Raw genomic sequence first — 13,183 nt, forward strand, 5'->3', positions numbered from 1 at the left:
GCGACCGGTTTCTAACGGAACCGAAAACAGTAACAGGTATTGAACTGAAGAGTTTGATCCTGGCTCAGATTGAACGCTGGCGGCATGCCTTACACATGCAAGTCGGACGGCAGCGCGGGCTTCGGCCTGGCGGCGAGTGGCGAACGGGTGAGTAATACATCGGAACGTGTCCTGTAGTGGGGGATAGCCCGGCGAAAGCCGGATTAATACCGCATACGATCTACGGAGGAAAGCGGGGGATCTTCGGACCTCGCGCTGTAGGGGCGGCCGATGGCAGATTAGCTAGTTGGTGGGGTAAAGGCCTACCAAGGCGACGATCTGTAGCTGGTCTGAGAGGACGACCAGCCACACTGGGACTGAGACACGGCCCAGACTCCTACGGGAGGCAGCAGTGGGGAATTTTGGACAATGGGGGCAACCCTGATCCAGCAATGCCGCGTGTGTGAAGAAGGCCTTCGGGTTGTAAAGCACTTTTGTCCGGAAAGAAAACTTCGTCCCTAATATGGATGGAGGATGACGGTACCGGAACAATAAGCACCGGCTAACTACGTGCCAGCAGCCGCGGTAATACGTAGGGTGCGAGCGTTAATCGGAATTACTGGGCGTAAAGCGTGCGCAGGCGGTCTGTTAAGACCGATGTGAAATCCCCGGGCTTAACCTGGGAACTGCATTGGTGACTGGCAGGCTTTGAGTGTGGCAGAGGGAGGTAGAATTCCACGTGTAGCAGTGAAATGCGTAGAGATGTGGAGGAATACCGATGGCGAAGGCAGCCTCCTGGGCCAACACTGACGCTCATGCACGAAAGCGTGGGGAGCAAACAGGATTAGATACCCTGGTAGTCCACGCCCTAAACGATGTCAACTAGTTGTTGGGGATTCATTTCCTTAGTAACGTAGCTAACGCGTGAAGTTGACCGCCTGGGGAGTACGGTCGCAAGATTAAAACTCAAAGGAATTGACGGGGACCCGCACAAGCGGTGGATGATGTGGATTAATTCGATGCAACGCGAAAAACCTTACCTACCCTTGACATGGTCGGAAGTCTGCTGAGAGGTGGACGTGCTCGAAAGAGAACCGGCGCACAGGTGCTGCATGGCTGTCGTCAGCTCGTGTCGTGAGATGTTGGGTTAAGTCCCGCAACGAGCGCAACCCTTGTCCTTAGTTGCTACGCAAGAGCACTCTAAGGAGACTGCCGGTGACAAACCGGAGGAAGGTGGGGATGACGTCAAGTCCTCATGGCCCTTATGGGTAGGGCTTCACACGTCATACAATGGTCGGAACAGAGGGTTGCCAAGCCGCGAGGTGGAGCCAATCCCAGAAAACCGATCGTAGTCCGGATCGCAGTCTGCAACTCGACTGCGTGAAGCTGGAATCGCTAGTAATCGCGGATCAGCATGCCGCGGTGAATACGTTCCCGGGTCTTGTACACACCGCCCGTCACACCATGGGAGTGGGTTTCACCAGAAGTAGGTAGCCTAACCGCAAGGAGGGCGCTTACCACGGTGGGATTCATGACTGGGGTGAAGTCGTAACAAGGTAGCCGTATCGGAAGGTGCGGCTGGATCACCTCCTTTCTCGAGCTTCGCACACCAAGTTAAGCGCTCACGCTTATCGGCTGTGGTTTAGAAACAGGCTAAGGGTCTGTAGCTCAGTCGGTTAGAGCACCGTCTTGATAAGGCGGGGGTCGTTGGTTCGAATCCAACCAGACCCACCACCCTAACAAGTGCTGACCGAGCTCATACTCAAGTCAGGCATACGGGGGATTAGCTCAGCTGGGAGAGCACCTGCTTTGCAAGCAGGGGGTCGTCGGTTCGATCCCGTCATCCTCCACCAATCTTCAATGCCTAGCGTTCACGAGCAGTGAATGTTAAGCATTGGCGATTGTAGCCAGTTGATGTCGAAGGCAACGAAGTACGCTTATCGGCTAAACGTTCTTTAACAATCAGGAAGAAGTAGTAAAGAGATTATCTGAAAGCACTTAGAGATGGGTGCGAGTAGGGTAGTCAGGGTAGTGATTGTATCAAGTATGAAAAGTGATCTTAATGATGACTTGGAATACGGCACAACGCGAATACTCAGCCTATGACAGAGGTGTCGCGAGACACACTCGTTATAGGGTCAAGCGAACAAGTGCATGTGGTGGATGCCTTGGCGATCACAGGCGATGAAGGACGCGGTAGCCTGCGAAAAGCTTCGGGGAGCTGGCAAACGAGCATTGATCCGAAGATGTCCGAATGGGGAAACCCGGCCCGTATGGGTCATCCTAGACTGAATACATAGGTCTAGCGAAGCGAACGCGGTGAACTGAAACATCTAAGTAACCGCAGGAAAAGAAATCAACCGAGATTCCCAAAGTAGTGGCGAGCGAAATGGGAAGAGCCTGTACTCTTTATTTGTATTGTTAGCTGAACGCTCTGGAAAGTGCGGCCATAGCAGGTGATAGCCCTGTAAGCGAAAACAGTATGAAAGAACTAGGGGTACGACAAGTAGGGCGGGACACGTGAAATCCTGTCTGAAGATGGGGGGACCATCCTCCAAGGCTAAATACTCGTGATCGACCGATAGTGAACCAGTACCGTGAGGGAAAGGCGAAAAGAACCCCGGGAGGGGAGTGAAATAGATCCTGAAACCGCATGCATACAAACAGTCGGAGCCTCGCAAGGGGTGACGGCGTACCTTTTGTATAATGGGTCAGCGACTTACGTTCAGTAGCGAGCTTAACTGATTAAGGCAGGCGTAGCGAAAGCGAGTCCGAATAGGGCGATCAGTTGCTGGGCGTAGACCCGAAACCAAGTGATCTATCCATGGCCAGGTTGAAGGTGCGGTAACACGTACTGGAGGACCGAACCCACTAACGTTGAAAAGTTAGGGGATGAGCTGTGGATAGGGGTGAAAGGCTAAACAAACTTGGAAATAGCTGGTTCTCTCCGAAAACTATTTAGGTAGTGCCTCGTGTATCACCTTCGGGGGTAGAGCACTGTCATGGTTGTGGGGTCCATTGCGGATTACTACGCCATAGCAAACTCCGAATACCGAAGAGTGCAATCACGGGAGACAGACATCGGGTGCTAACGTCCGGTGTCAAGAGGGAAACAACCCAGACCGCCAGCTAAGGTCCCAAAGATTGGCTAAGTGGGAAACGAAGTGGGAAGGCTAAAACAGTCAGGAGGTTGGCTTAGAAGCAGCCACCCTTTAAAGAAAGCGTAATAGCTCACTGATCGAGTCGTCCTGCGCGGAAGATGTAACGGGGCTCAAGCCAGTCACCGAAGCTGCGGATGCGTGTTTTACACGCATGGTAGGAGAGCGTTCCGTAAGCCTGCGAAGGTGCGTTGAAAAGCGTGCTGGAGGTATCGGAAGTGCGAATGCTGACATGAGTAGCGATAAAGGGGGTGAAAAGCCCCCTCGCCGTAAGCCCAAGGTTTCCTACGCAACGTTCATCGGCGTAGGGTGAGTCGGCCCCTAAGGCGAGGCAGAAATGCGTAGCTGATGGGAAGCAGGTCAATATTCCTGCACCATTGTTAGATGCGATGGGGGGACGGATCGCGGAAGGTTGTCCGGGTGTTGGACGTCCCGGTCGCTGCATTGGAGAAGGTGCTTAGGCAAATCCGGGCACGCAATTCAAGGGTGTGGCGCGAGTGACTTCGGTCACGAAGCAATTGGAAGTGGTTCCAAGAAAAGCCTCTAAGCTTCAGTCTAACGATGACCGTACCGCAAACCGACACAGGTGGGCGAGATGAGTATTCTAAGGCGCTTGAGAGAACTCGGGAGAAGGAACTCGGCAAATTGGTACCGTAACTTCGGGATAAGGTACGCCTCTGTAGCTTGACTGGCCTGCGCCAGAAGGGTGACGAGGTTGCAATAAACTGGTGGCTGCGACTGTTTAATAAAAACACAGCACTCTGCAAACACGAAAGTGGACGTATAGGGTGTGACGCCTGCCCGGTGCCGGAAGATTAAATGATGGGGTGCAAGCTCTTGATTGAAGTCCCGGTAAACGGCGGCCGTAACTATAACGGTCCTAAGGTAGCGAAATTCCTTGTCGGGTAAGTTCCGACCTGCACGAATGGCGTAACGATGGCCACACTGTCTCCTCCCGAGACTCAGCGAAGTTGAAGTGTTTGTGATGATGCAATCTCCCCGCGGCTAGACGGAAAGACCCCATGAACCTTTACTGTAGCTTTGCATTGGACTTTGAACCGATCTGTGTAGGATAGGTGGGAGGCTATGAAACCGGAACGCCAGTTTCGGTGGAGCCGTCCTTGAAATACCACCCTGGTTTGTTTGAGGTTCTAACCTTGGTCCGTGATCCGGATCGGGGACAGTGCATGGTAGGCAGTTTGACTGGGGCGGTCTCCTCCCAAAGCGTAACGGAGGAGTACGAAGGTACGCTAGGTACGGTCGGAAATCGTGCTGATAGTGCAATGGCATAAGCGTGCTTAACTGCGAGACCGACAAGTCGAGCAGGTGCGAAAGCAGGTCATAGTGATCCGGTGGTTCTGTATGGAAGGGCCATCGCTCAACGGATAAAAGGTACTCTGGGGATAACAGGCTGATACCGCCCAAGAGTTCATATCGACGGCGGTGTTTGGCACCTCGATGTCGGCTCATCTCATCCTGGGGCTGTAGCCGGTCCCAAGGGTATGGCTGTTCGCCATTTAAAGAGGTACGTGAGCTGGGTTTAAAACGTCGTGAGACAGTTTGGTCCCTATCTGCCGTGGGCGTTGGATATTTGAAGGGGGCTGCTCCTAGTACGAGAGGACCGGAGTGGACGAACCTCTGGTGTACCGGTTGTCACGCCAGTGGCATCGCCGGGTAGCTATGTTCGGAAGAGATAACCGCTGAAAGCATCTAAGCGGGAAACTCGCCTTAAGATGAGATATCCCCGGGGCTTCGAGCCCCTTGAAGGGTCGTTCCAGACCAGGACGTTGATAGGTCAGGTGTGTAAGTGCAGTAATGCATTGAGCTAACTGATACTAATTGCCCGTAAGGCTTGATCCTATAACCAGTGTGTTTTACATCACCCCATTAGCAGGTGCCACTGGTCGAGTAACAGCGTGTGCGACAATCGCCACCCGAATTCACTACTACTTCTTCCCCGATTGGTCGTCGCGCCCCAAACGCGAGACGACATCCCCTCATGCCTGATGACCATAGCGAGTCGGTCCCACCCCTTCCCATCCCGAACAGGACCGTGAAACGACTCCACGCCGATGATAGTGCGGATTGCCCGTGTGAAAGTAGGTAATCGTCAGGCTCCTCATGCCAAAACAAAAACCCCACCCCAAAAAGGTGGGGTTTTTGCGTTGGGTTCTCGAGAGAAACACTTCTCCACCTCCCTCTCAAGGTCCTGCGGACCGTCCCGCCTCCATTCACGACGCACCCCGAAATTCTCTATAAACGCACAGCAGGCATCAGCAGCTGTTTCGCGATGGCGTGAGCGGATTCTGCATCCGACAGACGGGAATTCATGGGTGCCGTACTTTCACTATCCGACTTTGGAACTGACATCGCGCCTGCCGCAGCAGTCGTGGCAAGGCGAACAGTTCACCCCTTCGCATTCAGGCGTCGTTGCGAGCGGCTATCGAATGCTGGATCTGCCGTTGCCGTCACGGTGCGCCAGCGTCCGGGCACGGCGAACCGCACAATCTTCGTCTCGATCGAGGACGAAGCCGGCGCGATCCACGTGATCGTCTAACCGGGGCTCGTCGTGAAGCAGCGCAAGGTGCTGCTCGGCGCGTCGCTGCTCGGGCGGCTTGCCGCGTCGAGCAGCGACTTTCACTGAGCATCACAGCAACGGCAGCGCCGGATAATGGGCGAGCAACCGTGCGATTGCCATATCGAATGGCGTGCGCTGCCCGATGCCGAGCGCCTCCAGGCGGCCCGAGTCGAGATGGCAATCGCGCGGGCGCGGCGTCGCGTCGGTCGGTTCGCGCTGCGCGACGAGCTTCGCGTCCATCTTCAGCACGCGCGCGATGCGTTCAGCGATATCGAACTTGGTCATCGGCTCGTCGCCGGACCACTGCGTGATGCCGGAAATCGTCGCGCCGCGCGCGTGGTGTTCGAGCATGCCGCGAATCACCACCGCGACGTCCGGTGTGTAAGTCGGATAGCGTGTCGCCCAGGCATCCATCGATGCTGGCGGGCTTGCTGTATCGGCGGATGCGACGATCGCGGGCGTCAAACTCGTCACTGCCGATTCGTTCCAGTCGACGACCGGTCCGTAAAGCAGCGGCAGACGCAGCACGCACGAGCGCGGGTCGGATTCGAGCAGTGCCCGCTCGCCGTCCAGCTTGCTCCGGCCGTAGGCGTTCAGCGGCGCGGGCGTGTCGTCGGGAAAGTAGGGCGCGGACGTGCCGTCGAAAACGTAGTCGGTCGAAATCGACAGCACCCACGCGCCGAGCGCGCGCGCTTGCTCGCCGATGACGCGCACGGCGTCCACATTCAGTGCGCGCGCGAGCGACGGGTCGTTTTCGCAGACGTCCGGCCGACGCTCCGCTGCCGCGATGACGACTGCATCCGGCGCTTCGCGGCGCAGGAACGCGCGCACGGAATCGCGATCGCAGATATCGAGCGGCACGCTGTTCGCATCCCCACGCCGATGCGCCGTACGCACGACGCGCCAGTCCGCTGCCGCTGCGACCCCGGCGAGTTCGGCCGCGACCGCGCGCCCCACAAGACCGGACGCGCCAATCAGCGCGACCGTGAAGCGTTTGGCGCCCGTCATGCCGAAGCGGTGCGCACGACGGTATAGCCAGCTTCGTCGATGGCGTCTTTCAACGCCTGCTCCGTCTGCGCGGATTCCACAGTTACCCGGCCGTGCTCCAGATCGACGCGAACTTGCGCCTGCGGATCGATTTCCTGAATGGAGCGCGTCACGGCCGCGACGCAATGCTGGCAGCTCATGCCCTCAACTTCAAATTCCGTCATGTCGTTTTCCTCTTGAAATGAATGCGAGTATCTACATCGTATACCTTGCCACGATTGGAAGGTGTAGAGTCGGTCGAAAATGGAGAAAACGCGATGAACATTGGGGAAGCGGCGCGCGCGTCGGGCGTCACGGCGAAAATGATCCGCTACTACGAGAGCGTCGGGCTGCTGAGTCCGGTCGGACGAACGTCGTCTGGGTATCGCGTCTATGGGGAGCAAGAAGTACACGCGCTGCGTTTCGTCCGGCAGGCGCGGCGCCTCGGATTTCTCGTGGAAGACATCCGCAAGTTGCTGGCGCTGTGGCATGACCGGACGCGGGCGAGCGCCGAGGTGAAGGCGATTGCGCTGGAACACGTCGCAGAACTCGACCGCCGTATTGCCGAACTGACAGACATGCGCGACACGCTTTCGCACCTGGCAAAGCATTGCCATGGAGACGAGCGTCCGGATTGCCCGATACTGGACAAACTGGCGCAGTGAATGCACCGGAACGGTGCTCAACAAGACGGCGAATCGTTTTATTCTCCAAAATCAACGGCCTAGGTGCTTCTGCTTCCTGCACCATTCCGAAACGGAATGCACGCCATGCGAGCATTTCACTCACGCGGCGCTGATGCTTTCGCTATAATGCGGGTTATCCCTAACGAGGGTTATCCCTGACCCGAGCCGCCAGGGGACAGCACCATTCTCTGGAGAACTTCATGTTTGCAATCCTTCTCGAAAAGCTCAGCATCTGGTTTGAAGCCGCCGAACAACGCCGCCGCGAAGAATATCTCGCGCAATCGTCGGATGTTGTCCAGCTTGAGAAGCGTATCCGTTCGCTCGAAAACAACGGCTACAACATCTGAGGCCTGAGCCTCTGCACATAATCAGCGCCGGATGTTGAACGAAAGCCCCGCAATGCGGGGCTTTGTCGTTACAGCAGGCGTGCTTCGCGCGACGCGGCCGCGCGTCACTCCTACGGATGGCTCGCGAGCCACCGCTTCATAAAGGCGATCTCTTTCTCCTGCGCAGCGATGATCTCCTTCGCCAGTTTGCGCAATTTCGCGTCCTTGCCGTACTTCAACTCGACTTTCGCCATTTCGATCGCGCCTTCATGGTGCGGAGTCATGTGCGCGACGAAATCACGGTCGGCGTTCCCTGTATAGGGAATGCCCGCCATCCCCGCCATCATCGCTTTGTCGGCGGCCTCAAATGCGGCGGTCGACGGCGCGTCCGCTGCCTGCGCAGTGCCGTGCTCCAGTTCCATGCCGGGCATGGAGCCGTGCGAAGCCGCTGAAGTCTGCGCAAAACCGCATACGCTGCACGATACGGTGAAGACAGCGAGAATCGCGCGCAACAGCTTCGATGTTGACTTCATGAGATCTCCGGAAGCAGGTTATGTATTCGAGCGCCTAGCCTAAAGCTTTCCACCGGGTTAAGGTATAGCCGTTTCGTCTACCGAATTGAGCAATCGATGACACGCCGCATCCACAAGACGACGATGACGCGCCTGTGTGCGCGGTGTGCGCGGTGTGCGCTGTGCGCGCTGAGTGCCGTGGCGCTTTGCCACGGCGGCCTCGCTGTTGCCAAGCCCGGCGGGGAACCGCTCGTGCTCGATACGCAGACGGGCATTCACAGCGGCGTGAGCGGAACGGTCTTGCAAACCGGACCGCTCGGCGGTCCTGGCATGGTCCCGATGGCAACGCTGCCCGGACCGCCGCAGCAGGAGCAACAGCCGATCGTGGTTTCGCCCTACGTCGAATACGGCGGCCAGACGGCCACCGCCGCAACGCCCGCAACGCCGACAACGAATAATGGAGGTCCATCGCGCAGGCGGCGGGGCACGCACCCTTGATCCGGCGTGATCAGTCCGCGCGCTGTTCGAGCTTGAACGTTGCGCCTGCATCTTCGCCGAGCGCACCCACGAGATAGGGCAGTGCCTGCTTCAGTTCGCTCGCGAGCTTGTACGGCGGATTCAGGATGAACATGCCGCTGCCGAACAAGCCGAGGCCATCCGCCGGCGGCGTCTTGACCGTGAGCGTCGCGTGCAGCCAGCCGGTCGGCTGAATCGCCTTCAACTGATCGGCGAAACGTTGCGATTCGATCCGCGCGACTTGCGGATACCAGACCGCATACGTTCCTGTTGCGAAACGCCTGAGCGATTCTTCGAGACACTCGATCGTTCGCGCATAGTCACGCTTGTCCTCGTAGGACGGGTCGATCAGCACCAACGCGCGACGCGGCGCCGGAGGAAGAATGGCCTTGATGCCGTCGAATCCGTCGCCGTCGTAGATCATCGCGCGGCGGCCCGCGTCGCGGAAGTTGTGACGCAAAACCTCGATTTCCGTGCTGTGCAGTTCGAAAAGCCGCATGCGATCCTGTTCGCGCAGCGCACGCCACGCAAGATACGGCGAGCCGGGATAGAAGCGCAACGCGCCGTCCGGATTCAGCGCCTTCACTTCATCGACGTAATCGGCAAGAAGCGGCGGCAAGTCCGTACGATCCCACAATCGCGCAATGCCCGATTCGTACTCCGCGTTCTTAGCCGCAAAGCCTTCGGTGAGCGAATACACACCTGCGCCCGAATGCGTGTCGATATACCAGTATGATTTGTCCTTCAATCCGAGATAACGGAGCATCTCAACGACGATAGCGTGCTTCAGCACGTCGGCGTGATTGCCCGCGTGGAAGGCGTGACGGTAACTGAGCATGACAAGTGGCCCGCAAAGGCGATGAAAAGCGAAAGCGATCAATTGTAGCGGAGCATGTGGACGCGGCCATTCCATTCCGCCTCGCCGCGGCGCACTGCTACGTTCGTGCACAATAGCCGCTCCCGGCCGTGCGGAATAGCTGGCCAAACGGCCTAGGCGATTCTTGCGAATGCGCTTTAATCATTCCTATGCCGAACGGCCAGCTTGATGCCCGCATCGACCGCATGGTGTCATTCAGTCATCCGACAGGAGGGTGGTATGTCACAGAACGGTAAGCTCGACGGCAAGACGGCAGTGGTCACGGGCGCGGCAAGCGGTATCGGCCGTGCGATCGCGTTCACTCTTGCAAACGCGGGGGCGGCCGTCGCCATCGCGGACCTTAACCAGGCGGGCGCGGATGCCGTCGCGGAAGAAATCCGCGCAAAAGGCGGCAAGGCTACCGGCATCGCCATGGACGTGACCGATGAAGCGGCGGTGGATCACGGCATCGATCGCGTGGCGAGCGAGTTCGGCGCGATAGACATACTCGTCTCGAATGCCGGTATCCAGATCGTCAATCCGATCGAAAATTACTCCTACGCGGACTGGAAGAAGATGATGGCCATCCACGTCGACGGCGCCTTTCTCACTACGCGCGCGGCGCTCAGGCACATGTACAAGGAGGATCGCGGCGGCGTGGTCGTTTATATGGGATCGGTGCACTCGCACGAAGCGTCGCCGCTGAAGTCGGCTTACGTGACCGCCAAACACGGTTTGCTTGGCCTCGCGCGCGTGCTCGCGAAGGAAGGCGCGAAGCACAACGTGCGCTCGCACGTCGTCTGTCCGGGCTTCGTGCGCACGCCGCTCGTCGACAAGCAGATTCCCGAGCAGGCCAAGGAACTCTGTATCAGCGAAGAAGAGGTGGTGAAGCGCGTCATGCTAGGCGGGACAGTGGACGGCGTATTCACGACGGTCGAGGACGTCGCGCAAACGGTGCTGTTCTTGTCCGCGTTCGAAACGGCGGCTCTGACGGGTCAATCGTTCGTCGTGAGCCACGGCTGGTACATGCAGTAAGGGACGACGCGCATGTCAGAAATTGACGACAACGAAGCGCTGCAGCACGAGCGCAAGCACGAGGAAGCGCCCCCGACGCAGCGGCGCATCAGCTTGCCGCCTTACGAGACCATTGCGCTGATGCTTCAGGGAGGCGGGGCGCTCGGCGCCTATCAGGCAGGCGTCTACGAAGGGTTGCACGAAGCGGATATCCACCCGAACTGGATCGCCGGCATATCGATTGGCGCGTTCAACACAGCGATCATCGCCGGCAATGCGCCGGAACACCGCGTCGAGCGGTTGCGCGAATTCTGGGAAACCATCTGTCAGCCGGCGTTTGGCTTTCCGTTGCCCGCGTTTGTGGAGCGTGCGTTCTTCGACTCCGCCGACGTCATCCGCAAAGCCTTCACCGCGTTGCAGGCGGTCGACGCGCTCGTGGAAGGGCAAAAGGGCTTCTTCGTGCCGCGTTTTCCGCCGCCGTCGCCAGTCGCAGCCGGCTCGCCGCAGACGGCGAGCTATTACGACACCACGCCGCTCAAGGCCACGCTGGAACGCCTCTGCGACTTCGACCGCATCAATTCACGCGAGACGCGCGTGTCGGTCGGTGCGGTGAACGTCGCCACGGGCAACTTCGCCTATTTCGACAACACGCGAACGAGGCTGCGCGCGGAGCACTTCCTTGCGTCGGGCGCGCTGCCGCCCGGTTTCGCCGCAGTCGAGATCGACGGACAGTTCTACTGGGACGGCGGGCTGATGTCGAACACACCGTTGTACGAGGTCGCGCAAGCCACGCCGCGCCGCGACACGCTCGCGTTTCAGGTCGATCTCTGGAGCGCACGCGGGCCGGTGCCGGACAACGTCGTCGACGTGATGGGCCGCGTCAAGGACGTGCAGTATTCGAGCCGCACGCGCCTCGTGACCGACGACATGCAACGTGCACAGCGATACCGCAACGTGCTGAAGCACGTTCTCGACCTCGTGCCAGAAGAGCTTCGCGACACCGACGAATGGTGCCGCCGCGCCGCCGAACTCGCCTGTTCGAAGCGTTACAACATCATCCACCTGATCTATCAGCAGAAGGAATACGAGGGGCAATACAAGGACTATCAGTTCGGCTTCTCCACGATGCGAGAGCATTGGGAAACCGGACTCGCCGATATCCGCCGCACGCTCGCTCACCGCGACTGGCTTGATATGCCGAACGGCAAAAGCGGCTTCGTCACGCACGACATTCACCGCGAGAGGGGCTAGGCCGCGCGCGAGGGCGCGTCCCGGCGCGTTCGTACTAGCCTTTGTATAATCCGAGCGCGTTGCAACGCACTGTCTAACTTCCATCTTCTCGTCCGCGGCCTGATGAATTCGATCGCCATCTGCTTCGTCTGTCTCGGCAACATTTGCCGGTCGCCCAGCGCGGAAGCGGTCATGCGCGAAATGGTCGAGCGGGCGAGACTGGCGGACCGGATCATCATCGATTCGGCGGGCACGGGAGACTGGCACATCGGTCAGCCGCCGGACGAACGCGCCCAGCGGGCGGCGAAAAAGCGCGGATACGACTTGTCGACGCTGCGAGGGCGTCAGGTGGCGGCGGAAGACTTCGCCCGCTTCGATCTGTTCATCGTGATGGACGACGCCAACGCGGCCGCGCTCGCTTCGGTCTGTCCGCCGCAGTACCGCGACAAGATCCGGCTCCTGATGGAATTTGCGTCGCGCGACGACAGCCGCGTAGTCGCCGACCCGTATTTCGGCGGGGACGACGGCTTCGAGCGCGTGCTGGATCAATGCGAAGACGCCTGCGAAGGCCTGCTCAACGCCTTACGCGCGCAGTTGCGGTCGTAGCGACCGGGCGCCCGTCGGACGGCGCAAAGATCGATTAAATCGTTACATATTCCGCCCAGATACTTGACTAAAACTGTGGGATATTTATACTTGATCAAAATCATCGAGTATTAGCGTTAGCCCCCAATTATGAGACTCACCACGAAAGGCCGTTTCGCCGTCACGGCGATGATCGACCTGGCGTTGCGCCAGGAGCAGGGCCCGGTGACGCTGGCAGGCATCAGTCAGCGCCAGCGCATCTCGCTTTCCTATCTCGAACAACTGTTCGGCAAGCTGCGCCGGCACGAGATCGTCGAATCGGTGCGCGGTCCGGGCGGCGGGTACAACCTCGCGCGTCGGGCGGAAAACGTCACGGTGGCGGACATCATCATCGCGGTGGACGAGCCGATCGACGCCACGCAGTGCGGCGGCAAGGGCACGTGCGAAGGCACGAAGCAGCACGACGGCCACTGCATGACGCATGAACTTTGGGCGACGCTCAATCAGAAGATGGTCGAGTACCTCGATTCCGTCTCGCTGAAGGATCTGGTCGACCAGCAGCGCGCCCGCGAAGGCTCGGCAGCGGTGCTGCGCGACCGGCGCGCGGAACCGGCGGGCGTCGAGGCGGCGCGAGTCGTGCCCAAGGGTCCGAATTCCATTTTCAATCTGGCTGGCTGACCGCGCCCGGCCGCCGCAAACCGCAGAACGTACTGCAAC

Annotated in this window: 11 protein-coding genes, 2 tRNA genes and 3 rRNA genes; 12 read left to right on the forward strand and 4 right to left on the reverse strand. The window is 58.8% G+C overall.

Annotation, left to right across the window (positions count from 1 at the left end; translation table 11 throughout):
• Window positions 1-41: 41 nt before the first annotated feature.
• From P9239_RS10055 to rrf, 5 genes are all read left to right on the forward strand, one after another.
• A 16S ribosomal RNA gene (locus P9239_RS10055) occupies window positions 42-1,573 on the forward strand.
• Between the two features lie 63 nt (window positions 1,574-1,636).
• Window positions 1,637-1,713, forward strand: a tRNA-Ile gene (locus tag P9239_RS10060).
• 43 nt (window positions 1,714-1,756) lie between these two features.
• Window positions 1,757-1,832, forward strand: a tRNA-Ala gene (locus P9239_RS10065).
• Between the two features lie 283 nt (window positions 1,833-2,115).
• A 23S ribosomal RNA gene (locus P9239_RS10070) occupies window positions 2,116-4,997 on the forward strand.
• A 142-nt stretch (window positions 4,998-5,139) separates the two neighbouring features.
• Window positions 5,140-5,253, forward strand: a 5S ribosomal RNA gene (gene rrf / locus P9239_RS10075).
• Together the 16S, 23S and 5S rRNA genes with 2 tRNA genes alongside form the textbook arrangement of a ribosomal RNA operon.
• Window positions 5,254-5,784: 531 nt before the next feature.
• On the opposite strand, the gene P9239_RS10080 is transcribed toward rrf, so the two are convergent.
• Both P9239_RS10080 and P9239_RS10085 read right to left on the reverse strand, forming a co-directional pair.
• Window positions 5,785-6,723: an SDR family oxidoreductase gene (locus P9239_RS10080; RefSeq protein WP_309750303.1), complete on the reverse strand. Its 939-nt coding sequence runs from the start codon at window positions 6,721-6,723 to the stop codon at window positions 5,785-5,787.
• Window positions 6,720-6,926: a heavy-metal-associated domain-containing protein gene (locus tag P9239_RS10085; protein WP_309750304.1), complete on the reverse strand. Its 207-nt coding sequence runs from the start codon at window positions 6,924-6,926 to the stop codon at window positions 6,720-6,722. Before P9239_RS10085 ends, P9239_RS10080 begins: the two co-directional genes overlap by 4 nt.
• 93 nt (window positions 6,927-7,019) lie before the next feature.
• Between P9239_RS10085 and cueR the strand changes: the two genes are divergently transcribed.
• Window positions 7,020-7,406, forward strand: coding sequence for a Cu(I)-responsive transcriptional regulator (cueR, locus tag P9239_RS10090; RefSeq protein WP_309750305.1), 387 nt, complete (start codon window positions 7,020-7,022; stop codon window positions 7,404-7,406).
• Between the two features lie 221 nt (window positions 7,407-7,627).
• Window positions 7,628-7,774: a DUF3563 family protein gene (locus P9239_RS10095; RefSeq protein ID WP_175940530.1), complete on the forward strand. Its 147-nt coding sequence runs from the start codon at window positions 7,628-7,630 to the stop codon at window positions 7,772-7,774.
• 110 nt (window positions 7,775-7,884) lie between these two features.
• On the opposite strand, the gene P9239_RS10100 is transcribed toward P9239_RS10095, so the two are convergent.
• Window positions 7,885-8,286, reverse strand: a complete 402-nt coding sequence (locus P9239_RS10100) for a DUF305 domain-containing protein (RefSeq protein ID WP_309750307.1) — start codon at window positions 8,284-8,286, stop codon at window positions 7,885-7,887.
• A gap of 96 nt (window positions 8,287-8,382) precedes the next feature.
• Here P9239_RS10100 and P9239_RS10105 point away from each other — a divergent pair, with 96 nt between their 5' ends.
• On the forward strand, window positions 8,383-8,763 hold the full coding sequence (locus P9239_RS10105) for a hypothetical protein (RefSeq protein WP_309750310.1): 381 nt from the start codon (window positions 8,383-8,385) through the stop codon (window positions 8,761-8,763).
• A 10-nt stretch (window positions 8,764-8,773) separates the two neighbouring features.
• On the opposite strand, the gene P9239_RS10110 is transcribed toward P9239_RS10105, so the two are convergent.
• Window positions 8,774-9,619: a 23S rRNA (adenine(2030)-N(6))-methyltransferase RlmJ gene (locus tag P9239_RS10110; RefSeq protein ID WP_309750312.1), complete on the reverse strand. Its 846-nt coding sequence runs from the start codon at window positions 9,617-9,619 to the stop codon at window positions 8,774-8,776.
• A 258-nt stretch (window positions 9,620-9,877) separates the two neighbouring features.
• Between P9239_RS10110 and P9239_RS10115 the strand changes: the two genes are divergently transcribed.
• The 4 genes from P9239_RS10115 (at window position 9,878) to iscR (ending at window position 13,144) form a co-directional block, all read left to right on the forward strand.
• Window positions 9,878-10,672: a 3-hydroxybutyrate dehydrogenase gene (locus P9239_RS10115; protein WP_309750314.1), complete on the forward strand. Its 795-nt coding sequence runs from the start codon at window positions 9,878-9,880 to the stop codon at window positions 10,670-10,672.
• Between the two features lie 12 nt (window positions 10,673-10,684).
• Window positions 10,685-11,902 (forward strand): patatin-like phospholipase family protein, encoded by a 1,218-nt coding sequence (locus P9239_RS10120; protein ID WP_309750316.1) that lies wholly within the window; start codon window positions 10,685-10,687, stop codon window positions 11,900-11,902.
• A 102-nt stretch (window positions 11,903-12,004) separates the two neighbouring features.
• Complete coding sequence (locus tag P9239_RS10125; RefSeq protein WP_309750318.1) at window positions 12,005-12,487, forward strand: low molecular weight protein-tyrosine-phosphatase; 483 nt, start codon at window positions 12,005-12,007, stop codon at window positions 12,485-12,487.
• 129 nt (window positions 12,488-12,616) lie between these two features.
• The gene (gene iscR, locus P9239_RS10130) at window positions 12,617-13,144 is read left to right on the forward strand and encodes a Fe-S cluster assembly transcriptional regulator IscR (protein ID WP_040050918.1); all 528 of its coding nucleotides are present in this window, start codon (window positions 12,617-12,619) and stop codon (window positions 13,142-13,144) included.
• Window positions 13,145-13,183 lie beyond the last annotated feature (39 nt).

The sequence above is a fragment of the Caballeronia sp. LZ062 genome, from assembly GCF_031450785.1.
Lineage (GTDB): Bacteria > Pseudomonadota > Gammaproteobacteria > Burkholderiales > Burkholderiaceae > Caballeronia.